Annotated in this window: 26 protein-coding genes and 1 other annotated feature; of the genes, 1 reads left to right on the top strand and 25 read right to left on the bottom strand. The window is 47.8% G+C overall.

Features of this window, described 5'->3' with window-relative positions; translation table 11 throughout:
* Positions 1-3: 3 nt before the first annotated feature.
* On the top strand, positions 4-684 hold the full coding sequence (locus IRE19_RS03965) for an amino acid ABC transporter permease (RefSeq protein ID WP_225218383.1): 681 nt from the start codon (positions 4-6) through the stop codon (positions 682-684).
* 41 nt (positions 685-725) lie between these two features.
* On the opposite strand, the gene IRE19_RS03960 is transcribed toward IRE19_RS03965, so the two are convergent.
* The 25 genes from IRE19_RS03960 to ftsZ form a co-directional block, all read right to left on the bottom strand.
* The gene (locus IRE19_RS03960) at positions 726-1,136 is read right to left on the bottom strand and encodes a VOC family protein (RefSeq protein WP_203339414.1); all 411 of its coding nucleotides are present in this window, start codon (positions 1,134-1,136) and stop codon (positions 726-728) included.
* A gap of 98 nt (positions 1,137-1,234) precedes the next feature.
* Positions 1,235-1,519: a TIGR04104 family putative zinc finger protein gene (locus tag IRE19_RS03955; protein WP_238943044.1), complete on the bottom strand. Its 285-nt coding sequence runs from the start codon at positions 1,517-1,519 to the stop codon at positions 1,235-1,237.
* Entirely contained in the window at positions 1,516-1,806 is a 291-nt protein-coding gene (locus IRE19_RS03950) for a hypothetical protein (protein WP_203339703.1), read from the bottom strand. Before IRE19_RS03950 ends, IRE19_RS03955 begins: the two co-directional genes overlap by 4 nt.
* Positions 1,807-1,812: 6 nt before the next feature.
* Entirely contained in the window at positions 1,813-3,150 is a 1,338-nt protein-coding gene (gene dsdA / locus IRE19_RS03945) for a D-serine ammonia-lyase (protein WP_203339413.1), read from the bottom strand.
* An 85-nt stretch (positions 3,151-3,235) separates the two neighbouring features.
* Entirely contained in the window at positions 3,236-3,910 is a 675-nt protein-coding gene (locus IRE19_RS03940) for a DUF1129 family protein (protein WP_203339412.1), read from the bottom strand.
* Positions 3,894-4,238: a PadR family transcriptional regulator gene (locus IRE19_RS03935; RefSeq protein ID WP_203339411.1), complete on the bottom strand. Its 345-nt coding sequence runs from the start codon at positions 4,236-4,238 to the stop codon at positions 3,894-3,896. The genes IRE19_RS03940 and IRE19_RS03935 overlap by 17 nt, the downstream gene beginning before the upstream one ends.
* A 157-nt stretch (positions 4,239-4,395) precedes the next feature.
* Positions 4,396-5,019 (bottom strand): orotate phosphoribosyltransferase, encoded by a 624-nt coding sequence (gene pyrE / locus IRE19_RS03930; protein ID WP_225218326.1) that lies wholly within the window; start codon positions 5,017-5,019, stop codon positions 4,396-4,398.
* On the bottom strand, positions 5,016-5,705 hold the full coding sequence (gene pyrF / locus IRE19_RS03925; RefSeq protein ID WP_203339410.1) for an orotidine-5'-phosphate decarboxylase: 690 nt from the start codon (positions 5,703-5,705) through the stop codon (positions 5,016-5,018). Before pyrF ends, pyrE begins: the two co-directional genes overlap by 4 nt.
* The gene (locus IRE19_RS03920) at positions 5,702-6,616 is read right to left on the bottom strand and encodes a dihydroorotate dehydrogenase (RefSeq protein ID WP_203339409.1); all 915 of its coding nucleotides are present in this window, start codon (positions 6,614-6,616) and stop codon (positions 5,702-5,704) included. Before IRE19_RS03920 ends, pyrF begins: the two co-directional genes overlap by 4 nt.
* Positions 6,613-7,380, bottom strand: coding sequence for a dihydroorotate dehydrogenase electron transfer subunit (locus IRE19_RS03915; protein WP_203339408.1), 768 nt, complete (start codon positions 7,378-7,380; stop codon positions 6,613-6,615). The genes IRE19_RS03920 and IRE19_RS03915 overlap by 4 nt, the downstream gene beginning before the upstream one ends.
* On the bottom strand, positions 7,377-10,565 hold the full coding sequence (gene carB / locus IRE19_RS03910; RefSeq protein ID WP_203339407.1) for a carbamoyl-phosphate synthase large subunit: 3,189 nt from the start codon (positions 10,563-10,565) through the stop codon (positions 7,377-7,379). Before carB ends, IRE19_RS03915 begins: the two co-directional genes overlap by 4 nt.
* On the bottom strand, positions 10,558-11,655 hold the full coding sequence (locus IRE19_RS03905) for a carbamoyl phosphate synthase small subunit (protein WP_203339406.1): 1,098 nt from the start codon (positions 11,653-11,655) through the stop codon (positions 10,558-10,560). Before IRE19_RS03905 ends, carB begins: the two co-directional genes overlap by 8 nt.
* The gene (pyrC, locus tag IRE19_RS03900; RefSeq protein WP_203339405.1) at positions 11,652-12,929 is read right to left on the bottom strand and encodes a dihydroorotase; all 1,278 of its coding nucleotides are present in this window, start codon (positions 12,927-12,929) and stop codon (positions 11,652-11,654) included. Before pyrC ends, IRE19_RS03905 begins: the two co-directional genes overlap by 4 nt.
* Before the next feature lies 1 nt (position 12,930).
* Positions 12,931-13,800 (bottom strand): aspartate carbamoyltransferase catalytic subunit, encoded by an 870-nt coding sequence (locus IRE19_RS03895; protein WP_203339404.1) that lies wholly within the window; start codon positions 13,798-13,800, stop codon positions 12,931-12,933.
* A gap of 133 nt (positions 13,801-13,933) precedes the next feature.
* Positions 13,934-15,220, bottom strand: a complete 1,287-nt coding sequence (locus IRE19_RS03890; protein WP_203339403.1) for a solute carrier family 23 protein — start codon at positions 15,218-15,220, stop codon at positions 13,934-13,936.
* A 27-nt stretch (positions 15,221-15,247) separates the two neighbouring features.
* Positions 15,248-15,787, bottom strand: a complete 540-nt coding sequence (gene pyrR / locus IRE19_RS03885; protein ID WP_191714008.1) for a bifunctional pyr operon transcriptional regulator/uracil phosphoribosyltransferase PyrR — start codon at positions 15,785-15,787, stop codon at positions 15,248-15,250.
* Between the two features lie 191 nt (positions 15,788-15,978).
* Complete coding sequence (locus IRE19_RS03880) at positions 15,979-16,890, bottom strand: RluA family pseudouridine synthase (RefSeq protein WP_203339402.1); 912 nt, start codon at positions 16,888-16,890, stop codon at positions 15,979-15,981.
* Positions 16,890-17,366: a signal peptidase II gene (gene lspA / locus IRE19_RS03875; protein WP_191714006.1), complete on the bottom strand. Its 477-nt coding sequence runs from the start codon at positions 17,364-17,366 to the stop codon at positions 16,890-16,892. Before lspA ends, IRE19_RS03880 begins: the two co-directional genes overlap by 1 nt.
* Positions 17,367-17,491: 125 nt before the next feature.
* The gene (ileS, locus tag IRE19_RS03870; RefSeq protein ID WP_203339401.1) at positions 17,492-20,254 is read right to left on the bottom strand and encodes an isoleucine--tRNA ligase; all 2,763 of its coding nucleotides are present in this window, start codon (positions 20,252-20,254) and stop codon (positions 17,492-17,494) included.
* 42 nt (positions 20,255-20,296) lie between these two features.
* Positions 20,297-20,511 (bottom strand) — a binding site (T-box leader).
* Positions 20,512-20,548: 37 nt separating this feature from the next.
* Positions 20,549-21,070: a DivIVA domain-containing protein gene (locus IRE19_RS03865; protein WP_191714004.1), complete on the bottom strand. Its 522-nt coding sequence runs from the start codon at positions 21,068-21,070 to the stop codon at positions 20,549-20,551.
* Between the two features lie 94 nt (positions 21,071-21,164).
* Complete coding sequence (locus IRE19_RS03860) at positions 21,165-21,950, bottom strand: YlmH family RNA-binding protein (protein ID WP_203339400.1); 786 nt, start codon at positions 21,948-21,950, stop codon at positions 21,165-21,167.
* 66 nt (positions 21,951-22,016) lie between these two features.
* Positions 22,017-22,280, bottom strand: coding sequence for a YggT family protein (locus tag IRE19_RS03855; RefSeq protein ID WP_191714002.1), 264 nt, complete (start codon positions 22,278-22,280; stop codon positions 22,017-22,019).
* 20 nt (positions 22,281-22,300) lie between these two features.
* A complete protein-coding gene (locus tag IRE19_RS03850; RefSeq protein ID WP_191714001.1) occupies positions 22,301-22,795 on the bottom strand; it encodes a cell division protein SepF in 495 nt (164 codons plus the stop codon).
* The gene (locus IRE19_RS03845; RefSeq protein WP_203339399.1) at positions 22,792-23,463 is read right to left on the bottom strand and encodes a YggS family pyridoxal phosphate-dependent enzyme; all 672 of its coding nucleotides are present in this window, start codon (positions 23,461-23,463) and stop codon (positions 22,792-22,794) included. The genes IRE19_RS03850 and IRE19_RS03845 overlap by 4 nt, the downstream gene beginning before the upstream one ends.
* Before the next feature lie 110 nt (positions 23,464-23,573).
* Positions 23,574-24,767, bottom strand: coding sequence for a cell division protein FtsZ (gene ftsZ, locus IRE19_RS03840; protein ID WP_191713999.1), 1,194 nt, complete (start codon positions 24,765-24,767; stop codon positions 23,574-23,576).
* Positions 24,768-24,769 lie beyond the last annotated feature (2 nt).

Genomic DNA, 24,769 nt, shown 5'->3' with positions numbered 1-24,769 from the left:
TGTCTGATGAATGATATCGAATGGGGATTGCTGTTTGACCCGGCATTGGCGATCGAATCCCTTCCCTACGTACTGGAAGGAATCGGCTATACCTTATTGATTTCCGTAGTCAGTATGGTTCTTGGCATATTCATCGGCTTTTTCCTGGCACTCGCCCGTACATCGCGGTTACAGATTCTGCAATTTCCTGCACGCCTGTATATTTCCTTTATGCGAGGTGTTCCAATTCTGGTGATCCTGTTCTTGCTGTATTTCGCCCTGCCGGTCATCGGCATTGAATTTTCAGCCGTGCAGGCCGCCTTGATCGGATTCACCATCAACAGTGCCGCTTATATCGCTGAAGTATTCCGTTCATCTCTTGCCTCAGTCGATAAAGGGCAATGGGAATCATCCACTGCACTCGGCTTGACCTATTGGCAATCGATGCGCCGGATCATTTTGCCGCAATCAGTGCGGATTGCGGTCCCGCCTTTATCGAATGTCTACTTGGATTTGATCAAAGCCTCTTCATTGGCTGCCATGATCACCGTTCCGGAGATTTTTCAGAAAGCGCGGATCGTCGGCGCCCGTGAATATGATTTATTGACCATGTTGATTTTGGTGGCATTGATCTACTGGGCGATCTGTTCAGCGATGACCATTTTGCAGAACTACCTTGAAAAGCGTTATGCGGACTACCTTTAAAAAGCATCCGGAGATTTTTCTCCGAGATGCTTTTTTTTACTTTATTTTGTTTCTTCCTCAGTCATATAGAGGACTTCCCACATATGCCCGTCCAGGTCCTTGAAACTCTTGAGATACATATATTCATCATCCATTTTTTCACCGGCTTGTTGAGCTCCTGCTGCGAAAGCAGCATTGACCAGGCTATCCACTTCATCTTTGCTGGTTGCAGAAATAGCTGTAATCACTTCCGCACTGTTCGAGGTATCCGCAATTTCTCTTTTTGAAAAACTCCTGAAAAACTCTTCAGTCAGCAGCATCCCGTAAATCGATGGCCCGATAATCATGCAGGCTCCTTTTTCATCTGTCATCTCTTCGTCAAACCCAAAGCCCATTTCTTCGAAAAATGCTTTGGACCGATCTAAATTTTTTACCGGCAAGTTGACAAAAATATGCTTGGATTGGACACTCATTTTTCTCCCCTCCTTTCCTGTTTTTTTGTTATCTGCATTATTCTCTGTTAGAACAAAATCTCCTGCCCAATAAAAAAAAGATCCTTTAAAAGGATCTTTTAAGCCAGGCGGTATCGCAATATATAAGGCAGCAAGAGAGAAATAACCGGAAACAAGACCAAGACGCCAAAAATTAATGCATATGTGCTAATTGGATAGGCAAAGGAGCTGAAAGCGAAGATTGGTCCAACTAGCAAAACCGATGCCAAAATCCTTGAAAGGAATTGGACTTTATAGAGCTTGCCGCAAGCCGGGCAGGCAATCGGTTTATAGGCCAGCCAAAGAGACTTGCTGACTTGTTTCCAAGTAAATGAAGTCTGGCAGATTTCACATCGCTGCATCATTCTCCACCCTTCAGCTCATCTACATATTGTTTCGCTTCCAACAGTGACCAGCCGAATTCCTGTCTGGTTCGTTTGACGGCTTCGACTTTTTTCCCTTGCTGCAGCAGTCGCCGGAGTTCTTTATTGATTTCAGGTTCTGTAAACGTTTCACCTTGCGAGGATTTCTGGAGAAGTTTCTCCATATGCCTGACTCTGGTTTCCAAGGCTTTAATCCGCTGTTCCGTGGCATTATAAAAGATATAGACCAATACAAGAACAGCCCCAATAATAATCATAATCCATGACAAATCCATTTATTCAGCACCTCCCAAATAGGTTTTTCCGCGTCGGTAAAACCCTTCCATTTCTTCTTTCGGCACCAAGGCGCCTCCAGTCGACCAGACGATATGACTAGCCGCAGCCATCTGCAGCTGATTTGTTTCGGCATAATCGGTTGCCTGTATTTTCACCGGCCCCAGCAATCCGGCTGTGGCCGATGGCTCAACAAAAATCGTTTCGCTATCGGCCAACAGCGCCAATAATTTAAACAGTTCCGGATCTTCAATTGTATAGATGCCACTGACTGTTTGTTCACTGATTCCTGAAGCGAAACTTGACGGTCTGCCAACAGCCAATCCGTCCCCTTCAGTCACGTTGTCGATGCCGAAATCCTGGACGCTGACTTTGTCTTTTTCACCGGTCATCAAACCGATCAGCACTGCAGGCGAATGCGTCGGTTCCACAAAGAAGCAATGGACCGCATCGCCAAACACCTGCTTCAGTCCGAATGCAATGCCTCCAGGAGCGCCTCCCACTCCGCACGGCAGATAGACAAACAGCGGATGCTCGGCATCCACTGGTATGCCTAAGTCTTCCAATTGCTTTTTGAGGCGGAAAGCAGCGACGCTATAGCCCAGAAACAAATGTTTAGATTTTTCGTCATCGACAAAATAAGCATCCGGCTTAGCCAGTGTCTGCTTTCGGCCAGCCAATATCGCTTCGCTGAAATCTCCTTCAAATTCCACTACTGTTGCCCCTTTTTCACGCAGCAGGTCTTTTTTCCATTGTTTCGCGTCTGAAGACATATAAACAGATACCTGAAAACCGAGTTTGGCACTGATGATGCCTATGCTTAGGCCAAGATTTCCCGTCGAACCTACGCCAATGGAGTACTGGCTGAAAAACTGTTTGAACCGTTCGGATGAGAATTGTCCGTAAGATTCGTCGACGTTCAGCAAGCCGGCATCCATGGCCAATTTTTCTGCATGATGCAGCACTTCATAAACACCGCCGCGCGCTTTAATCGATCCCGCTATCGGCAATTCGTTATCACATTTAAGAAACAGCTTGCCTCCTATATCTCCATCGTAATGTACACTGAGCCGCTCTTTCATGGATGGAATTTCGCGCAGAGGCGATTCCACAATCCCGCCTGCTGCTGAGGTATCCTGAAATTCTGCTGACAAATATGGAGCAAAACGCTGCCACAGCTGTTCTGCCTGTTCCATCTCCCGAAGGCCGATTGGAAGCGTCATTTCACCGATTTTTTTCATTTTCGGATTTTGCCAGACGACCGGTTTCAAATTGATGATGTTCTTCAGCAATGGATACTTTTTGATCCAGCAGTTTAATTCCTGTTGTTCCATGTCCATCTTACAAATCTCCCCTCAGTTATTCTTTCTGTTAGTTTCATCATACAGGACGAACATGAAAATTTCAGTTTCCCTGGAGAAAGTTCTATTCAGACCACTTGTACATCAGTTTGCTGAACGCCAGAAAAGCCAAACCAATCAGCAGGAAAAGCCACCATTCTAATTTGATGACTGGCCCAAAATCCTGGAATAGCCATGCTATCAAGACTACACACGCAAAAGCCGCAGCACCATATAATCCGGCTTTTACATAAGCTTGCCACTTCTTTTTCTCTGCTTGAAATACCGAGGAACGGATAATTTTAAATATCACCGAAACGCCCACGAATGCCACTAGCATCACAGACAGCAGCATGAGCAATAAGCTGCCAAGGGCAATGCTGTTATCCACCGGACGGAAAAACGACACGATCAGGCTAATCATCCCAAAGCTAGCTGCAAACCAACCCGTTAAGCCGAGAACCTGTGAAGCGCTGAACAAAAAAACATTCCTTCTCTTTTGGCTTGGTAAATTTTCAATCAGTTCGTCCGCATATTTCTGAGGCGATTCTCCGAACAACTCTTTTGCAGACTTGCCGTCTTCTTGTGCTTCCACCAAATGGTCCAGCAGATCCATAAGTATCTCTTCCCCTGCGTGTTCATCAATCCGAAGATCGGTTCTTAGATACAAAAGTAAATCTTCGTATACCTTTTCGTTTTCAACGTTCAGCAATTCCCTTTTGTGATTGTTTTCTTCGATCAGTTCAGCTGTCTTTCTCATATCCTCCACCCCTTTTCAATAATTGGCTGACCGGTTTGGCGATTTCCAGCCATTCAGCAGCAATCTGTTCCAGCTCTGCTTGTCCTTGATCGGTCAAAAAATAATATTTGCGGTTGGGCCCTGATGCAGATGGCCTCATCTCCCCGCGGATAAAACCATTTTTCTGAAGCCTCAGCAACACTGGGTATATGGTGCCATCACTGATATCCGGCAGACCGATTGCTTGAAGTTTCTGTGACAGCTCATAGCCATAAACGGGTTGCTCTTCCACAACCGCCATGACACAAGCGTCCAATACCCCTTTCAACAATTGGCTTCTGAGAGCCATGTCTGTTCCCCCTCAAGGTACTTGGTGATACAAGATAGCTAGCCAAAAAAATAACTACCTTGCATTACCAATTAGTTGTTTTCATTGTATTCAATCAATTCTTTCTTGTCAACCTCTTTATAGAGAGTAATAGAAAAAGCCGGCCAAATGGCCGACTCTATAATGTGCCTGTTTTTAATTTCTCGTGCCAATCGGCAAGCATCGGCATGTCTTCTTCGCGAATGGCGCCTGTATTTAACGCCTGTTCGACCAGTGCAGAGAAATCCGTCAGCGTATGGAACGTATAGCCTGCGCCGGTGATTGCTTCGATTGACTGCGGCAAATCATAAGTGAAGATGGCCACGATGCCAAGCACTTCAAAGCCTGCTGCTTCCAATGCCTGCGCTGCCTGAAGTACTGAACCGCCTTTGGAGATGAGATCTTCCACAACCACCACTTTTTGTCCGGGTTCGACTTTGCCTTCGATCATGTTCGTTTGGCCATGCTCTTTTGCTTTAGAACGGACATAAACCATCGGAAGTTCAAGCAGATCGCTGACCCAGGCTGCATGTGGAATGCCCGCTGTCGCTGTTCCGGCAACCACTTGGCATTCCGGATAATACTGTTTGATGGTCTCCGCTAATCCAGCCGCAATATCTTTGCGCACAGCTGGGTATGACATGGTCAAACGGTTGTCACAATAAATCGGTGATTTAACGCCTGATGCCCATGTAAAAGGATCTTGCGGACGCAATTCAACCGCTCCGATGGATAATAAATGGTTTGCAATTTCGTTTTTCAAGATCGTCCACTCCATTCTGCTGCAATTTGTCCATAGCTTTTCGCCGGATTTTCCGACTTCGTGATGGCTCTTCCCACCACAATGTGAGTAGAGCCTTTTATACGAGCCTCAGCAGGTGTCGCCACCCGTTTTTGATCATCGGCTGAAACCGATGCCGGCCGTATTCCCGGTGTCACCAGGAGGAAATCCGGGCCGCAGACTTTTGTAATGGCTTCTGCTTCAAGTGCAGAACAAACCACTCCATCCAATTCTGCCTGCAGCGCCCGCTTTGCATAATGCAGCACCGATTCTTCGAGACTGACATAGACAAGCTGATCTTCATGCATCTCTTCTTCGCTCGTCGAAGTCAATTGCGTGACGGCAATGAGTTTTGTGCTGCTGCCTGCTAATCCGCGTTTCGCTGCCTTCATCATTTCCAGCCCACCTGCTGCATGGACATTGACCATGTCCACACCCAGTTTGGCCAAGCCCCGCATAGCGGATTCCACGGTATTCGGAATATCGTGCAGTTTCAGGTCCAGAAAAATGTCATGGCCCTGTGACTTGATGTAACGAATGAGATCCGGTCCTTCCTGGAAATAAAGCTCCATGCCCACTTTCACAAAAAGCGGCTCGGAAAACTGCGACAGCAGTTCCTCTACTTGTTCCTTCGATGCAAAGTCTAAAGCGATGATGGGTTTATTCACAGACGGTGGCTCCTTCCGACAAGTTCTTTTACTGAATCAAATCCAAGTTCATGCAAGCGTTCCGGCAACTGCCCGATGATTTCGGGACACACAAAAGGATTGACGAAGTTGGCTGTTCCTACAGCCACTGCACTGGCACCAGCCGACAAGAAGTCGATGACATCATCCACATTGGTGACGCCTCCCATGCCGATGATCGGCAGCTTGGTATGCTTGCTGACTTCGTAGACCATCCGCAGCGCTACCGGCTTGATGGCAGGACCCGATAAGCCACCCGTGATGTTGGCGATGATCGGGCGTCCCGTTTTGGTGTCCATGCGCATGCCGAGCAAGGTATTGATCATGGTGATGCCATCCGCTCCACCTTCTTCGACCGCTTTGGCGATCGACACGATATCCGTGACATTCGGCGATAATTTGATATAGACAGGCACGGAAGAAACTTCTTTCACTGCACGCGTCAGTTCGCGGGCTACATCCGGGTCTGTTCCAAAAGTGATGCCGCCGAGTTTGACGTTCGGGCAGGAAATATTGATTTCCAGTGCATGGACATTCGGCGCCTGTGAAATGGCTTTCGCGACTTCCACATAATCTTCAGTCGTCGTGCCAGCCACGTTCGCGATGATCGGCACATCGTATTGTTCTAGCCAAGGCAGTTCCTGGCCCGCTACTTTTTCAAGTCCGGGATTTTGCAGTCCGATGGCATTCAACATACCGGATGCCGTTTCCGCAACCCGCGGCGTCGGATTTCCCAGCCGCGTTTCAACTGTCGTCGCTTTGATCATGATGGCGCCAAGCTGAGACAAGTCGTACAATTGCGCATATTCTTTGCCGAATCCGAAGCAGCCGGATGCCGGCATGATCGGATTTTTTAAATCGAGTCCTGGAAGTTCAACTGTTAAGTCTGTCATGAAATCACCACTCCTGCTGGAAATACCGGTCCATCTGAACATACTTTGATGTAATCCGTTTCGCTTTTCGTTGTGCGGCAAACGCAGGCAAAACATGCCCCGATGCCGCAGCCCATCCGCTGTTCATAAGACAGGAAGCCTTTTTTCTGCGGATACGCCCATTGCACCGCTTCTAACATTGCCGTCGGTCCGCAGCTGTAATACGTATCAAAATCACTTGGGAGTTCATTGAGAATATGCGTAACAAACCCTTGGGTGCCATGAGAGCCGTCGACTGTAGCAATATGCGTGTCGCCAAGTTCTCGGAACTTGTCTTCGTAAAACACAGCCTGCTTGCTTTCGAATCCGAGAATATGGACAGTTTCAATGCCCCGTTCATTTAATTGCTTGGCGAGTTCGTATAAAGGAGGCACACCGATGCCCCCGCCAACCAAATATGCTTTTTTCTGTGCTTCTTCCACTGGAAATCCGTGGCCAAGAGGCCCGAGGACATCCAATAGATCACCCGGTTTCTTTTCTGAAAGCAATCCTGTGCCGCGGCCTTCAGCCCGGTAAATCATGGTGAATTGGGAAGCTTCCAAATCAATCGACGCCACAGAAATCGGCCGGCGCAGCAGCGGTTCAAAGCTGTCTGCTACACGGATATGGACAAATTGTCCGGGCTCGGCCATTTCATTGGCCAGCTCGCCCTGTACTGTCAATTCAAAGATATGCTTGGCGATTTCCTGCTGTTTGATGACCTTCATGCGCTCTTGTTTGATCATACGCTGGCACCCATTTCCTCCGCTGAGAAAGTCATTGATTCGATGACACGCAGCATCGCTTCGGCTGTATCCAGTGAAGTCAGGCACGGAATGCCGTTTTCGACAGATTCGCGGCGGATGCGGAAACCGTCACGCTGGGGCTGTTTGCCTTTTGTCAACGTGTTGATGACAATTTGCGTATCGCCGTTTTGGATGACGTCCAGTAAGGTCTTGCCTTCTGATCCGATTTTTCCGATCGGCGCAACAACAATGCCCGCTTCTTCGAAAGCTTTCGCTGTGCCGCCGGTCGCCATGATCTGGTAGCCGATCGCTTTAAATCGTTTTGCCAAACCAACCGCTTCTTCTTTGTCTTTATCTGCCACCGTCAAGAGCACAGTGCCATGGTCTTTGACTTCCATACCAGCTGCTGCCAATCCTTTGTACAACGCTTTTTCAAGTGTCGTGTCTTTGCCCATGACTTCTCCTGTCGATTTCATTTCCGGCCCCAGCGTGATGTCGACACGGCGAAGCTTCGCAAATGAGAAGACAGGGACTTTGACGAAGACGCCTTTTGAAATCGGTGCAAGCCCAGGCGTAAAGCCTTGGTCGACGATGCTTTGCCCTAAAATCGCTTTTGTCGCGATATTGGCCATCGGGATCGATGTGATTTTGCTCATGAACGGAACCGTCCGGCTTGAGCGCGGGTTGACTTCGATGACGTACACTTCACCTTTGGAAATGACGTATTGAATATTCAGCAACCCGACGATGTTCAGCCCTTTTGCAAGGCGCGTCGTATAGTCGACCAGCGTATCCAATAATTCCGCTGAAATATTTTGCGTTGGATAAACCGCAATCGAGTCGCCCGAATGGACGCCTGCGCGTTCGATATGCTCCATGATGCCAGGAATCAAGACGTTTTCTCCGTCCGAGATGGCATCCACTTCGATTTCAATGCCTGTCAGGTAACGGTCGACCAAGACCGGATGTTCCGGGCTTGCTTCTACGGCATGTTCCATATAATGCTTCAGGTCTTCCTCGTTGTAGACGATTTCCATTGCGCGTCCGCCGAGTACATAAGATGGGCGGACCAAGACCGGATAGCCGATGTCTGCTGCAATGATGATTGCTTCTTCTGCGTTGACAGCCGTTTTGCCTAATGGCTGTGGAATGCCGATTTCGTGAAGGGCCGCTTCGAATTTATTGCGGTTTTCTGCACGGTCTGTATCTTCCAGTGATGTACCCAAAATGGTAACACCATTCTGTTCCAGCTTCTCGGCCAAGTTGATGGCTGTCTGTCCGCCGAATTGGACGACGACGCCTTTCGGCTGCTCCAAGTCGACGATGTGCATGACATCTTCGATCGTCAACGGTTCGAAATAGAGTTTGTCTGAAATCGAGAAATCCGTTGAAACGGTTTCCGGGTTGTTGTTGACGATGATCGCTTCATAGCCTGCTTCTTTAATTGCCCAGACAGAATGCACGGTTGCGTAGTCGAATTCGACTCCTTGTCCGATGCGGATCGGTCCTGAACCGAGAACAATGACCGATTCTTTTTCCGTTTTCACTGATTCGTTTTCATCTTCATACGTGCCGTAGAAATAAGGCGTTTCGGATTCGAACTCTGCCGCGCATGTATCGACCATTTTATAGACCGGCATTAAGTTATTTTCTTTGCGCCAGTTGTACACTTGCTGTTCCGTCGTATTCCATAGTTTGGCGATTGTCCGGTCAGCAAAGCCAAGGCGTTTCGCACGCTTGGCAGTATCGTAGTCGAAAGCGGCGTTTTTCAGCACATCTTCGTATTTGACGATGTTCTCGAACTTTTTCAAGAAGAATAGATCGATTTGGCTCCATTCATTGATGGTTTCAATTGTCACGCCTCGGCGCAGCGCTTCTCCGATAAAGAACAAACGCTCATCTCCCGCACGGCAGATGCGTTTTTGTATCCACTCATCGCTCATGGCATCCGCATTTTTCAGCTCCAGATGGAATTGTCCTGTCTCCAATGACCGGACCGCTTTCAAGATGGATTCTTCAAAAGTACGGCCCATCGCCATCACTTCGCCTGTCGCTTTCATCTGTGTACCCAGATTGCGTTTTGCTGCTTCGAACTTATCGAAAGGCCAGCGCGGAATCTTTGTTACGACGTAATCCAGTGCAGGTTCGAATGCAGCATAGGTCCGGCCCGTGACTGGGTTCATCATTTCATCCAAGGTCAGGCCGACTGCGATTTTGGCAGCCAGTTTGGCGATCGGGTAACCGGTCGCTTTTGAAGCCAGAGCTGAAGACCGGCTGACACGCGGGTTTACTTCGATGATGTAGTAATTAAAGCTGAATGGATCGAGTGCCAGCTGCACGTTGCAGCCGCCTTCGATTTTCAATGCGCGGATGATCTTCAGCGACACGTTGCGCAGCATCTGGTATTCACGGTCCGATAAGGTCTGGCTTGGTGCCACGACAATCGAATCGCCAGTATGGATGCCGACCGGATCGATGTTCTCCATGTTGCAGACAACTATCGCCGTATCGTTTTTATCGCGCATCACTTCGTATTCGATTTCCTTGAAGCCGGCGATTGATTTTTCCAGCAAGCATTGTGTAACCGGGCTGTATTTCAAACCACTGGCGACGATTTCCTGGAGCTGTTCATAATCGTGGCAAATGCCTCCACCCGTTCCGCCTAACGTGAAGGCCGGACGGACGATGACCGGATAACCGACACGTGCGACAAAGTTTTCGGCTTCTGCCATGTTGTGGATGATGTCGGAATCCGGCACCGGTTCTCCGAGCTCGTTCATCAAGGTTCTGAACAAATCACGGTCTTCCGCTTTATGGATCGCTTCAAGCTTAGTGCCCAAGATTTCAATATTCAATTCGTCCAAAATTCCTGACTCGTCGAGCTCAATCGCCATGTTCAGCCCAGTCTGGCCACCAAGTGTCGGAAGCAAGGCATCAGGCCGCTCTTTGCGCAGAATGCGGCTGACGAACTCCAAAGTGATCGGTTCGATATAGACTTTATCTGCAATTTCGGTATCCGTCATGATGGTCGCCGGATTCGAGTTGATCAGGATGACGCGATAGCCTTCTTCTTTTAGAGCCAGGCAGGCTTGCGTTCCTGCATAGTCGAACTCTGCTGCTTGTCCGATGACGATTGGTCCGGATCCGATTACGAGTATACTTTGAATATCTTGTCTTTTAGGCATGTTGTTGCTCCTTTCGAGTTGCGTTCATAACATCAATAAAGCGGTCGAATAAGTAGTTCGAGTCTTCCGGTCCCGGTGAGGATTCCGGATGGTACTGGACAGTGAATGCAGGATAATCCAGATGTGCCAGTCCTTCATTCGTTCCGTCGTTCAATGCGCTGTGCGTCACTTTCAACCGGGTGCCTTGAAGCGTCTCTTCATCTACAGCGTAGCCATGGTTTTGGGAAGTGATTTCAATTTTACCGGTGACCAGATCGCGTACCGGATGGTTGCCTCCGCGATGGCCGAACTTCAATTTGAATGTATCCGCTCCGCAGGCTCTAGCGAACAATTGATGGCCCAGGCAAATGCCGAAAATCGGAACTTCTCCAAGCAGCTCGCGGACCACTTCTACGCATTCCTCCACGTCTTTTGGATCTCCAGGGCCATTCGACAGCATGACACCGTCCGGTCCCCATGCCAGAATTTCTTTTGAGGAAGTATTGTACGGCACGACGATGACATCGCAGTCACGGTTGTTAAGCTCACGCAGGATGCCGTGCTTCATGCCATAATCGATCAGCACCACGCGTTTGCCGCGTCCCGGGCTTGGATAAGGGCGGACTGTTGAAACTTGCGACACTTGATTGCTCGGCAAAACGGTCGCTTGAAGGGTCTTGACCACTTCTTCAACTTGAACGTCTTCCCCTGCTGCAGTCAACACGCCTTTGGTGGAACCTTTCGAGCGGATCAGGCGCGTCAATTTCCGCGTATCAATCCCGGAAATCCCCGGAATGTCTTTGATTTTGAACAATTCGTCCAGCGTTGCGTTGTTTCTGAAATTGGATGGGAACTCAGCGATTTCACGGACAACCATTCCTTTGACTGCTGGTTCGATCGATTCGAAATCATCGCTGTTGATGCCGTAGTTGCCGATCAGCGGGTAAGTCATAGTGACGATTTGTCCACAGTAAGAAGGATCTGACAAGATTTCCTGATAGCCGGTCATGCTGGTATTAAAAACGATTTCCCCTACTGAAGCGCCCTCGCCTCCAAATGCTGTTCCTTCAAATACCGTACCGTCTTCTAAGATCAAATAACGTTTCATCAATTTGTCTCCTCCTGCCATACGATTTCTCCGCCAAAAATGGTCATTACCGGCCAGCCTGTACAACTCCAGCCGTCAAATGGTGTATTTCTGCCTTTTGATAAAAAGGCATCTGCTTGAATCGTCTGCTCTTTTTCCAGATCCAGCAGTACCAAGTCTGCTGTTTGTCCGGGTTCCATGCTGCCATATGGCAACTGGAAAGTTTCACTCGGCTTGATGGTCAGCCAGTCGATCAATTGCTGCAGCGTCCATGTGCCTGTTTTGACAAACTTGCTGTAGAGCAATGGAAATGCCGTTTCAAATCCCACGATGCCGAACATCGATCCGTTCATGCCATTGGTTTTCTCTGCGGTTGTATGCGGTGCATGGTCTGTCGCAATAAAGTCGAGCGTCCCGTCAAGCAAGCCTTCGTGCAATGCCTGCCAATCTTCCTTGGCGCGGAGCGGTGGGTTCATCTTGTAATTCGCGTCGTCTGAAGGAATGTCATCTTCTGTCAACAACAAGTGGTGCGGTGTCACTTCAGCTGTGACGCGGACTCCTGCCCGTTTGGCATCACGGATGACGCGGACCGATTCTTTCGTGCTGACATGGCAGACATGATAATGTGCGCCTGCTGCTTCCGCAAGAAGGATGTCGCGTGCGATATGCACCGATTCTGCAATCGACGGTATGCCTTTTAACCCCAACTCTTTACTGCGCTTGCCTTCGTGCATGACACCGTCGTAGATCAGGCTATTGTCTTCACAATGGGCCACGACTGCCATATCGATTTTCGCTGCATCCTGCATCGTTTCATACATCATTCCTGCCTGCTGGATGCCGACACCGTCATCAGTGAAAGCGAATGCGCCGTTTTCCTTCAGTTCCTGCAAGTTCGTGCGTTCTTTTCCGGCTTCCCTGATCGTGATGGAAGCGTACGGCAAAACCCGGATAAGCGCATTTTTCTCGATCAATCCGTTGACCAGCTGCAGATTTTCTTTCGTATCGGGTACAGGGCGTGTATTCGGCATGGCGCAAATGGTTGTGAATCCGCCTTTAGCTGCTGACTTCGTCCCGCTTTCGATCGTTTCTTTCTGCTCACCGCCCGGTTCACGCAAATGCACGTGGACATCAACAAATCCTGGTGCGATCATCCGGCCTTTGCCGTCAATTTCTGTTTCATTTTTCGCTGATAACTCTTGGCCGATTTCATCAATCTTGCCATCTGTGATGCGGACATTCGTTGGTGCCAATTCTCCATTTTGCAGCATGTTTACGTTTTTAATGAATAAATTCAATTCAATCTCTCCCTTTCAATGCGTATTCAAGTACTGCCATCCGGACAAATACTCCGTTAGCCATCTGTTTGAAAATCCGTGAACGTTCACATTCAACGAGGCAATCTGCAATCTCCACGCCTCGGTTGATGGGCGCCGGATGCATGATGATGGCACCGTCTTTCATTCTTTTCTCTCGTTCAGCCGTCAAGCCGTACTGCTCATGGTAATTATCTTTCGAAAAGAGAGCTGATACGGCATGGCGCTCATGCTGAACCCGGAGCATCATCACGACATCCGTCTTTTCAATAAAGTCATCCAGGTGTTCCGATGAATCGTACTCACCGCTCCACTCAGCCGGACAGATGAAGTTGACCTGTGCACCCAGCTGCTGAAGTGCAGCTGCATTCGATTTTGCCACACGGCTGTGTGCGATATCTCCGACGATCGTAACGTGTACGCCTTCGATGCGGCCAAACTCTTGATAAATCGTCAGCAAGTCCAGCAAGGACTGCGTCGGATGCTGGCCCGATCCATCTCCTCCATTGATGACTGCCACCTGGCAGCCTTCCAGCTGCTGGTAATATTCTTCTTCTTCATGGCGAATGATGACTGCGTCCACGCCGATGGATTCCATCGTCTTGACTGTGTCGTACAGCGTTTCCCCTTTCAAGATGCTGGAAAAAGCTGTTTCAAAAGGCAGGACCGCCAGTCCCATTTTATGCTCGGCCATTTCAAAGCTCATCTTCGTCCGCGTGCTCGGTTCAAAAAACAGATTGACGACCGCCCCATCGATTGGAGCCTTTTCTCCCTGCCGGAATTGTTCTGCACGCTCCAGCAAACGCATGATCGTTTCATTTTCCAGGTTGTTCATGGATAGTAAGTTCGGCATAGTCTTCTCATCCTTTCATCCATCCTACAAAAAAACACCTTCCCAGGGGCAGGAAGGTGTGAGGAAAAAAGGGCAGAGTACTCCCCATTTTTCAACCCTTTCCATGCCTCTCTGGACATTCATTAAAAGGTGATTATTCAGTTCCGTCATCTAATTCGTTTTTGTTCAGGCCCGGCAGTATCAGGTTCAGAATTACGCCGACGATTGCAGCGAGCGCCATTCCTTCAATCGAGAAGGTTTCGCTGAACTCCAGCTTGGCTCCTCCAATGCCGATGACCAGGATAACCGAGGAGATCACCAAGTTTCGGTTATTGCCGAAGTCGATGTTGTTGTCCACCAGCATGCGCAATCCGGAAGAAGCGATGATGCCGAACAGCAGGATGGAAATTCCGCCAAGAACAGCTGTCGGAATCGTCTCGATAACTGCCATTAGCTTGCCGAAGAAAGAAAAGATGATGGCGAATACGGCAGCTCCGAGGATGACGTAGACCGAGAACACTTTCGTGATGGCCAAGACACCGATGTTTTCACCGTATGTCGTCTTTGGCGGACCGCCGACCAGTGAAGAGATGAACGTTCCGATACCGTCGCCCAATATTGAGCGGTGCAATCCCGGATCTTTTATGTAATTGCGGCCTACAATTTTGCCGAGAACCAGCTGATGTCCGATATGTTCAGAAATCGTGACGATGGCAATCGGGACCATGACGAACAGCAAGGTGGGTGTCACTTGGAATGAATAATCCACTCCCGGAATCAGGAATTCCGGCACCGCGAACCATTTCGCTGAACTGATTGCCGTGTAATCGATGATGCCGATCGCGGCTGAGTAGGCGTAGCCCACGATGATGCCGATCAGGATGGGCATCAAGGAAATGATGTTCTTGAAGTAGATGTTGCAGATGATCGCGGTCATCAATGTGACGAGCGCTGCTGAGAAATGCAGCAGGCTGTATTCCGAAGCGTCGCCGACTGGAATAGTCATTGCCATATCCACCGCTGTTCCGGATAAAGCGAGTCCGATGACGATGATGACCGGCCCCACCACAATCGGAGGCAGCAGTTTCATCAGCCATTGATAGCCTGTTTTCCAGATGATCAGCGCGACGATGGCGTAAACCAGTGACACGAACATGGCACCGATCATGGCCGACCCGATTCCGCCGGTTTCAGTGGCGATGGTAATCGGCACGATAAAGGCGAATGAAGATCCCAGATAGGCCGGCACTTTGAATTGGGTGATGATGATGAAGATGATCGTGGCAATGCCGCTTGTCAATAAGGCGATGGCCGGGCTCAAGCCGACCAACTGTGGAACCAGGATGGTCGCGCCGAACATCGCGAACATATGCTGCAGGCTTAATGAAATCCATTGCCCGGCTTTCGGTTTATCGTGTACATCTAAAATGGCTTCGCTCAATTTCCGTTCTCCCCTGTCTCTAACTCTTTATTCGTGAATGGCTACCCGGTCAACCTGATCGCTTTCAATCATCTGGACGACAATCCGTTCATCGCTTGAAGTCGGAATGTTTTTTCCGACAAAATCCGCACGGATCGGCAATTCACGATGGCCCCGGTCAATCAGCACTGCCAGTTGGATTTGTGAGGGCCTCCCCAAATCCATAACTGCGTCCATCGCAGCCCGGACTGTCCGCCCTGTGTAAAGCACATCGTCCACCAGAATCACTTTTTTATCGAGAATGCTGTGCTTGATGTCCACCTGTTGGACCAGCGGCTCCTGATTTTTCGTTTTGACGCTCAAATCGTCTCTGTAAAGGGTGATATCGAGTTCCCCTTCCATTATGGGACGCCCTTCGATCTTTTCAATCTTTTCTGCCAGCCGCTTCGCAATGAAAGCTCCCCGCGTTTTGATGCCGACCAGTATGCATTCATCGATGCCTTTGTTCCGCTCGATAATTTCGTGTGCAATGCGTGTGATCGCTCGGCTGATCGCCTGTTCATCCAAAATATCCGCTTTTTCAACCATGAGATCCGCTCCTTTTCTGCAAATAAAAAACCTCTTGCCTGAGAGGCAAGAGGATAGATGCGCAGAAAAATTCAGCACGGAAGACAGACTTCCGGCTTGCGTAAATACCTTCTCAGCCTCTCTGGACTGTTATTAAAGGTGTTCAATATTCGATTCGTTTTTTCAAGTATAGATATAGATGGTGTGGTTTGTCAATCCTTGTCTCGAAGAGTTTCAAGAAGTTCTGCAAATTCAGCCGGCGGCTCTGCAGAAAACTCCATGTATTCATTCGTTTTCGGATGAACAAATCCGATCACTTCAGCGTGCAATGCTTGTCCGCCAATATCCATCGTTTTTTTCGGTCCGTATTTCGGGTCGCCCACAAGCGGATAGCCGATATACTTCATATGAACACGGATTTGATGGGTTCTTCCGGTTTCCAGGCGGCATTCCACCAGCGTGAAATTGCCGAAACGCTCTAAGACACGGAAATGTGTCACGGCATGCTTGCCTTTATCGACGATTGCCATGTTCTGGCGTTCTTTCGGATCACGGGCAATCGGCGCCTGGATTGTTCCTTTATCATGCGGAATATGGCCATGGACCAATGCCACGTATTTGCGTGTTACAGTTTTTTTCACCAATTGATCAACCAATGAGGTGTGGGCAACGTCATTTTTCGCCACCATCAGCAAACCAGATGTATCTTTATCGATTCTATGGACAATTCCTGGGCGTACGACGCCGTTGATTCCTGAAAGGTCTGTGCAGTGATGCATAAGGCCATTGACCAATGTCCCTTTGGCATGTCCGGGAGCCGGGTGAACAACCATGCCTTTCGGTTTGTTGACGACCAGCACATCCTCGTCTTCGTAAACGATTTCCAAGTTAAGGTCTTCGGGCACGACATCCAGTTCTTCAAGCTCTGGAGGTGTGACGATGATGACATCCTGCAAACGCACTTTGTAATTCGGCTTCACGGTAATGCCGTTCACTTTTACCGCACCTTCTTTAACCCAGTTCGCGATCTGTGAACGCGACCAGTCTTCATCTATCGATGACACGGCTTTATCTACTCGTTCGCCGGCCATTTCTTCTGTGATTTCAATCGTTAAATCTTCCATTAAGACACCTTTTTCTTTTGTTGTTTTTCGTCATAAATAATATAGATGATCATCAATACGACACCGATCGTTAAAGCGGCATCCGCAACATTAAATATCGGAAAATCATAATTGATCACTGGAATCAGCACATCAACAAAATCGACGACTTCCCCACGCAGCATACGATCAATAAAATTGCCGACTGCTCCGCCTAAAAGAACCATCAGGCTCAGCTGGAATAAAGGCTGTCCATTTGCATGTTTATGAAAATAGTATAGAATTCCGATGATGACCGCTACCGTGATGATTGCAAACAGCCACATCTGCCCTTCCAGCATCCCCCAGGCAGCGCCACGGTTGCGGTGTGAAAGCCACCCGAGATAAGGGTCGATCACTGAAATCCGTTCACCCAATTCCATATTCTTCAGGACCAGCCATTTTGTCCATTGATCCAATGCAATTATCAACAATGCGATTCCATAATAAATAAACATCCGTATCCTCCGTCAATTCAGCAGTCAATCTATTTTAACACAATGTCAGCAAAAAAAGTAAAGGTCTGAAAAACCGGCATTCCGGTTTTCCAGACCTCTACTATCGGCTTTATCCATTGCTGGAATTAAGCGTATTGTGTTTCTACGACACTTGCACAGCGCGGGCATAATGCCGGATGCGCTTCACTTTGGCCAATTTCTTCTGAAATCGTCCAGCAGCGTTCGCATTTTTCGCCTTCAGCTTTTTCGACTGTTACCGAAACTTCGTTCAATTTCACTGCGTGAGCCGGTGCCTGGTCTTGTGCACCACCGTATTCGTATTTGGATACGATGAACAATTGGGCCAGGTTGTCGTCTGTTGAAGCGAGCAATGCGGCCAATTCTTCATTGCCGTAAACTGTCACTTTCGCTTCCAGTGATTTACCGATCGTTTTAGCTGCACGCGCTTCTTCAAGTGCTTTCAGCACATCATCTCGAACATCCATGAAACGGCTCCATTTTTCATCCAGGCCTTCAAATGCCGGATTGGAAACTGCTTCTGGGAAGTCGGTCAATTGAACACTTTCTTCTTCAACAAAGCTCAAGTATGACCATAATTCATCTGCTGTGTGCGGGATGATCGGTGCTGACAACTTAAGGATTGCCATCAGTGAATCGAACATCACTGTCTGCATAGCACGGCGATGCGGATGATCCTGGCTTTCGATGTAAACAACGTCTTTTGCAACATCCAAGTAGAAAGAGCTCAAGTCATTTGCGCAATAGTTGTTCAATGCATGGTAGATGGATGAGAACTCGTAAGTTTCATACGCTTTGCGCACAGTTTCCACCATCTTCTGCAATTTCATCGCCATGTATTGATCCATTTCGCGCATATCTTCAAATGCCACGCGATGCTCTTTTTCTTTGAAATCAGCCAAGTTTCCGTGAAGGAATTTCAGCGTGTTGCGGATTTTGCGGTAAACTTCCGATACTTGCTTGAAGTTCTCGTCAGACACACGGACGTCCGCTGTGTAATCTACAGAAGCCACCCATAAACGCAGGATATCCGCTCCCATTTGATTCATCACTTTAGCCGGCACGATGACGTTGCCCAATGATTTACTCATCTTGCGGCCATTGCCGTCAAGCGTAAAGCCATGGCTCAGGATGCCTTTATATGGTGCGATGCCGTTGATGGCTACGCTTGTCGTCAACGATGAGTTGAACCAGCCACGGTATTGATCAGATCCTTCAAGATAAAGGTCAGCCGGGTATTGCAGATCTTCGCGCTCAACCAGTACACCTTGGTGAGATGATCCTGAATCGAACCAGACATCCATGATGTCCATTTCTTTTGTGAACAAGCCGTTCGGGCTGCTCGGATGAGTGAATCCTGGTGGCAACAACTCTGCCGCTGGACGTTCAAACCAGATATTTGATCCGTTCTCGCGGAACAGATCCGCAATGTGGGCAATGGTTTCTTCTGTGATGACCGGATCACCGTTTTCAGCGTAGAAGACCGGAATCGGAACGCCCCACACGCGCTGGCGTGAAATATTCCAATCGCCGCGGTCACGCAGCATGTTGAACAGGCGTGTTTCGCCCCATGCCGGTGTGAAGGACGTTTCTTTGATCGCTTTCAGGATCTGATCACGGAAAGCATCGATCGAAACAAACCATTGAGCTGTCGCACGGTAAATGACCGGTTTTTTCGTCCGCCAATCATGCGGATACGAGTGTGTGATGAATGAAAGTTTTTCAAGAGCTCCTGCATTATCCAATGCTTCTGTGATGGACTTGTTGGCTTTGTCGTAGAATTCACCTTCGAATCCAGGCGCTTCGTCTGTCATGACTCCACGTTCGTCCACTGGACACAGAACATCCAGTCCGTATTTTTTGCCGATCAAGAAGTCATCTTCACCGTGTCCAGGAGCTGTATGAACGCAGCCTGTACCGGAATCGGTCGTTACGTGGTCGCCAAGCATCACTAGCGATGTGCGGTCATACAATGGATGTTTCGCCAGAATATGCTCCAACTCAGCCCCCTGCAACAGACGGACAACTTCATAATCCGTCCAGCCCAATTCATCAGCAACTTCCTTCAACAGTTCCTGTGCAATGATGTACAGCGATCCGTTTACGGAAACTTCTGCATAATCCAATTTGGCATGTACAGAAATCCCAAGGTTTGCCGGGATTGTCCAAGGAGTCGTCGTCCAGATCACTAAGTTCGTGCCTTCAGCCAATACGCCTTTTCCGTCAGTGACAGGGAAAGAGACATAAATGGACGGAGATTTTTTGTCATGATACTCGATTTCCGCTTCAGCAAGTGACGATTCACTTGATGGGGACCAATAGACAGGTTTCAAGCCTTTATAGATATAGCCTTTATTGGCCATTTTGCCGAATACTTCAATTTGGCGTGCTTCATATGCCGGTTTTAATGTCACATAAGGATTTTCCCAATCCCCACGCACACCAATGCGTTTGAATTGCGAACGCTGGCTGTCGATTTGCTGGTAAGCATATTCTTCACAGAGTTTGCGGAACTCAGCCAGAGACATTTCTTTGCGATTTACACCTTTATTCGTTAGAGCCTGCTCAATCGGCAAGCCGTGGGTATCCCAGCCTGGAACATATGGTGCATGGAAGCCCATCATTGAACGGGAACGGACGATCATATCTTTCAAAACTTTGTTTAAGGCATGGCCCATATGCAAATCGCCGTTCGCATAAGGCGGTCCGTCATGAAGGACGAAGAAAGGACGACCTTTTGTCCGGTCCAATACTTTTTTGTAAATGTCCATCTCTTCCCATTTCTTTTGCATTTCCGGTTCCCGGTTCGGCAAATTGCCGCGCATCGGAAAATCTGTTTTCGGCATTAATAAGGTATCTTTGTATTCCATCTCTATTCCTCCTGTAGGCATAATAAAAAGCCCCCATCCCTGGAAAGGGACGAGAAGCTTAGACTCGCGGTACCACCCTTGTTGCAGCTAAATAGCTGCCACTCGATCACCGTAACGTGGCGTAGACGGAATTGGATACTGTCGTTCACCAATCCTGCTCAAGAGTGATTTTCTTCCATGCATCCGTGCCAGGCTTTCACTGTCCCTGGTTCGCTTTGCCTTCCTGCATGGCGTACTGTCTCTATCAGCGCGTTTTTTTGTATGTCGTAATTATAGAAGCAGAAAGTCTCAGAGTCAAGAGTTCGACTCTTCTTTATCCTTCTCAATCTTCTCTAAGTTCTGTGTATCAATATCGTATTCCAACAACGTTTCCCAATCATCTGTATCGATCAAATCCAATTGGGCTTCAACCAACATTTTGAATCGGTTTTTGAAAATGCGCGACTGCTTTTTCAATTCTTCGATCTCTGAAGCGATGCGACGTGCTTTCGTCAATGACTCATTGACGATCCGGTCAGCGTTTTTCTCAGCTTCCTTGATGATCAATTCCGCTTCTTTCTGTGAATTCCGGCGAACCTCTTCCGAAGCTTCCTGAGCCACAAAAATCGATTTCTGCAAGGTCGACTCGATTGTATTGAAATGGCCCACACGCTCGTCGGTCGTTTTCAAACGATCTTCAAGTGCCGCCTTTTCTTTCAAAAGGATTTCATAATCTCTCATGATCTGTTCCAGGAATTCATTTACTTCATCTTCCTGATATCCTCGGAATGCTCGGCTGAATTCTTTGTTATGTATATCTAACGGGGATAATGGCATTGAGTAAACCTCTCCTTAACTTGTCATCTTATCTTCCTATTATACAGTCCACGGCCCAAAATTTCAGTATTATTTCGTTTTTTTTAAAAGCCGCCTAGTTTTTCGCTTCCAGGCGGCCGACTTGCAGACGGACCTTGTCTTTTTTCGTGCGGCCTTCAATCATGATCAAGCGCACACGTCCGTAGCCTCTTGAAGAAATCATGTCCGATTCATGCAGTTCAAAAGATGGCTGCTCCTGCAGCGTCCAATTGACCTTCACTTTTCCCCCATGAATTAAAGCAGACGCTTTCTGCCGTGAAATGTTATAGACCGAGCTCATGACAGTATCCAATCTCATCGAACTGACTGTGTACGATTCTTCGAACCATTCCTCATGCGTCTCAATCAGCTCTTCAGCAACGGTCACTTCATTCAAATGCACCTTCACTTTAGCCGCACTGACGAAATTGCTCTGCAGATAAGGGCTGATTTCATCCATGACAGCCAGCTGTACGCGCTCATTTTCTATCCGGATGTCACCAAATTTACTGCGGTCCAATCCTAACGACATCAAAGAACCCAGAATATCAGGATGGCGCAGGTTCACGAACTTCGAAGGGTATTTCAACTCGAAGACTGTGATGTTGAAATCCTCCTGCTGTGGTTCAAAATAGGAAGGATACAACAGCACACGCTGTCTTTCCGCATCTTTAAAGCGTCCCGAAGCCATCATCTGCACATCACCCGAGCCAACGACCGCCTCAACGATAAAACGCTGGCGCGGATCCAGAAAATCAGTCAATTTCGGTGAATAGCGGTCTTCCACTTCACGCAGCCAGCCTGATACCTGCTCAATAAATTGCTGTTCTTCTTTTCTGAAATGCTGAAATATCTCTTCCATATGGATGCTCCTTTACCTATGGTCATGTGTTCAAGAAAAAAACCTCACATCACGTGAGGTTTTGAGTTAAATGAAGTAATTCGCTAATACAACAATCCCCTGGCTAGCCAGGCTTAACGTGAAAATCGCAACAATCGGCGAAATATCAATCATTCCGATCGGCGGGATAAAACGCCTGAAAATATCCAAGTAGGGATCGGTGATTTTAGAAATCATTTGGCCGAATCCTGATTCCTTGATGCTCGGCACCCAGCTCATAAAGACGCTGACGATTAAAATGTAAAAATAGATATTAATGGCCGAGAGCAATAAATTTACAAGAACTATCATATTATTTTATGGCACCCCTCTTATTCTTGATCATCGTAATAATATCCTGAAATGGCGCCATCCACTTCAACAGTGTCTGGTACACATAGGAAGATGTCAGTTCCGATGCGTTGAATATCTCCGCCAAGGGCGTAAACTGTTCCACTCAAAAAGTCGATGATCCGAAGACCTTGATCTTTTTCAATACGCTGAAGATTTACGACAACGGCCTGCTTGCTTTTCAGGCTTTCTGCAATATCCTGCGCTTCTGCATAAACCCGTGGTTCTGCCAAGCTGACTTTTGAAGATTTTGAAGCACTCTGCAAACTAACTAAATTAGGCACAATGGTCTCCTCCACTTTCTGGCGCCGTTCTTTTGGTGTTTTTTTCGGCTCTTGCATGACTGCCGGTTTTTCATACCGCGGAGCTGGCTTTTGTTGAGTTGCTGGTTGTTCACGAACAGGCTGTTCACGAACTTGTTCTTCTTCGTATTCATCTAAGTAGAAAAAGTTTTTAAATTTATTTTTCATGCTCATTGTTTTGCCTCACTTTCCGACCCGACTAATGCTGTTCCGATCCGGACGAAACTTGCCCCTTCTTCTGCAGCGATTAAGTAATCATTGGACATGCCCATGGAGCATTCTGTGCATGGAGCATGTGCCCACTGTTTCTCTGATACTTGGAGTTGGAGTAATTTTAATCCTTTAAATGCTTTACGAATCACTTGGTCATCCGTTGTGTTCGGTGCCATCGTCATCAATCCGACTACCTGGATTTTGTCGAAGGCTTCCAAGGATTGTATAAACTCAATTGCCTCTTCCGGAGCAATTCCACTCTTTGACTCTTCACCCGATACATTTACCTGTACAAAACATTTTACTTGGCGGGTCGCACGTTTTTGAATTTCTTTTGCCAAGCTTAAACGGTCCAGGGAATGCAGGTAATCAATCTCTTCGATGACGTCTTTTACTTTTCGGGTTTGAAGATTGCCGATATAATGCCAGCAAACATCTTCGTCGATTGCCTCTAGTTTTTGGGCCAATCCTTCAGGACGGTTTTCACCTAAATGGCGGATCCCCGACTGTATGGCTTCTTTGGTGCGTTCCACACCTACTTGTTTGGTGACAGCAATCACTTGGATGTGTTCTCTTATCGAATTTAACTGTTCAGTAATTTCTTCAAAAACTGGTTTGATAGGTTCCATGCTTTCACAACTTTTCTATAGAAGTCCAGTATATTGTAACAAGATTCGGCTGATTTATCAATTAAGCCATTTCCTAAAAAAAACAGCTGCCCAACCGGCAGCTGTTCGGATTAACGTCTCTTTTGACGATTACGCAAGAACGTCGGGATGTCCAATGCATCTTCGTTATGTTTTTCTTGTCTTTGTGGTTCCTGATTGTAGTAAGGCTGTTGTTCTTCACGGCGCTGCTCGTCGCGGCGTTGTTCTTCACGGCGTGCATCACGGATTGAAGGTGCAGGAGTCTGCTGTTGGATCGACTGGACACGGCTCGAGTTCAATCCAGAACCTCTAGGAGTTCTTGGCTGCAACTGTTCTTCATTAAATCCAGTAGCAATTACAGTAACGATGATTTCGTCTTTTAAGTTATCGTTGATAACCGATCCAAAAATCATGTTCACTTCTTCATCAGACGCTGAAGCTACGATATCCGCTGCTTCCTGTACTTCATAAAGGCTAAGGTTAGAGCCGCCTGTAATGTTCATCAAGACGCCTTTTGCCCCATCAACGGATACTTCAAGCAACGGGCTCGAAACTGCTTTTTTAGCAGCTTCAGAGGCACGGTTTTCTCCTGAAGAGACACCGATTCCCATCAATGCAGAACCTTTGTTGGACATGATTGTTTTAACATCGGCAAAATCCAGGTTGATCAATCCAGGGACGGCGATCAAATCTGAGATACCCGATACACCTTGGCGCAACACATTATCCGCTTCACGGAATGCTTCAAGCATCGGTGTGTTTTTGTCTACGATTTCAAGCAAACGGTCGTTTGGAATAACGATCAGTGTATCAACAGATTCCTTCATAATGGAAATTCCGCCGATTGCCTGTGTTGAACGCTTGCGGCCTTCAAATGTGAAAGGACGAGTTACGACACCAACAGTCAAAGCGCCAAGTTCTTTAGCGATTCCGGCAATAACCGGTGCTGCGCCAGTACCTGTACCGCCGCCCATTCCTGCAGTTACGAATACCATATCCGCTCCGCGCAATGCTTCTTCAATCTGTTCCTTGCTTTCTTCTGCAGCTTTTTTCCCTACGTCAGGGTTTGCTCCAGCACCAAGGCCGCGCGTTAATTTACCGCCGATTTGTAGGCGTACTTCCGCTTTTGACAAGTTCAATGCCTGTGCGTCTGTATTTACTGCAATAAATTCTACACCTTGGACTCCATGCTCGATCATCCGGTTGACAGCGTTGTTCCCGCCGCCGCCTACACCGATGACTTTAATTATGGCCATTGCATCAATATTTGTATCAAATTCCAACATTC

Source organism: Planococcus beijingensis, from assembly GCF_016820615.1.
GTDB classification, from domain to species: Bacteria; Bacillota; Bacilli; order Bacillales_A; family Planococcaceae; genus Planococcus; species Planococcus notacanthi.
Note: the sequence above shows the minus strand (reverse complement) of the source record. Positions and strands in the feature narration are given on the sequence as shown.

Bases quoted from the DNA above. Each gene is read 5' to 3' on its own strand.
- IRE19_RS03960 (WP_203339414.1), bottom strand. From the start codon at position 1,136: ATGAGTGTCCAATCCAAGCATATTTTTGTCAACTTGCCGGTAAAAAAT.
- IRE19_RS03955 (WP_238943044.1), bottom strand. From the start codon at position 1,519: ATGATGCAGCGATGTGAAATCTGCCAGACTTCATTTACTTGGAAACAA.
- dsdA (WP_203339413.1), bottom strand. From the start codon at position 3,150: ATGGACATGGAACAACAGGAATTAAACTGCTGGATCAAAAAGTATCCA.
- IRE19_RS03940 (WP_203339412.1), bottom strand. From the start codon at position 3,910: ATGAGAAAGACAGCTGAACTGATCGAAGAAAACAATCACAAAAGGGAA.
- IRE19_RS03935 (WP_203339411.1), bottom strand. From the start codon at position 4,238: ATGGCTCTCAGAAGCCAATTGTTGAAAGGGGTATTGGACGCTTGTGTC.
- IRE19_RS03920 (WP_203339409.1), bottom strand. From the start codon at position 6,616: ATGACAGACTTAACAGTTGAACTTCCAGGACTCGATTTAAAAAATCCG.
- IRE19_RS03915 (WP_203339408.1), bottom strand. From the start codon at position 7,380: ATGATCAAACAAGAGCGCATGAAGGTCATCAAACAGCAGGAAATCGCC.
- carB (WP_203339407.1), bottom strand. From the start codon at position 10,565: ATGCCTAAAAGACAAGATATTCAAAGTATACTCGTAATCGGATCCGGA.
- IRE19_RS03895 (WP_203339404.1), bottom strand. From the start codon at position 13,800: ATGCCGAACTTACTATCCATGAACAACCTGGAAAATGAAACGATCATG.
- pyrR (WP_191714008.1), bottom strand. From the start codon at position 15,787: ATGGTTGAAAAAGCGGATATTTTGGATGAACAGGCGATCAGCCGAGCG.
- IRE19_RS03880 (WP_203339402.1), bottom strand. From the start codon at position 16,890: ATGGAAGATTTAACGATTGAAATCACAGAAGAAATGGCCGGCGAACGA.
- lspA (WP_191714006.1), bottom strand. From the start codon at position 17,366: ATGTTTATTTATTATGGAATCGCATTGTTGATAATTGCATTGGATCAA.
- ileS (WP_203339401.1), bottom strand. From the start codon at position 20,254: ATGGAATACAAAGATACCTTATTAATGCCGAAAACAGATTTTCCGATG.
- IRE19_RS03865 (WP_191714004.1), bottom strand. From the start codon at position 21,070: ATGCCATTATCCCCGTTAGATATACATAACAAAGAATTCAGCCGAGCA.
- IRE19_RS03860 (WP_203339400.1), bottom strand. From the start codon at position 21,950: ATGGAAGAGATATTTCAGCATTTCAGAAAAGAAGAACAGCAATTTATT.
- IRE19_RS03855 (WP_191714002.1), bottom strand. From the start codon at position 22,280: ATGATAGTTCTTGTAAATTTATTGCTCTCGGCCATTAATATCTATTTT.
- IRE19_RS03850 (WP_191714001.1), bottom strand. From the start codon at position 22,795: ATGAGCATGAAAAATAAATTTAAAAACTTTTTCTACTTAGATGAATAC.
- IRE19_RS03845 (WP_203339399.1), bottom strand. From the start codon at position 23,463: ATGGAACCTATCAAACCAGTTTTTGAAGAAATTACTGAACAGTTAAAT.
- ftsZ (WP_191713999.1), bottom strand. From the start codon at position 24,767: ATGTTGGAATTTGATACAAATATTGATGCAATGGCCATAATTAAAGTC.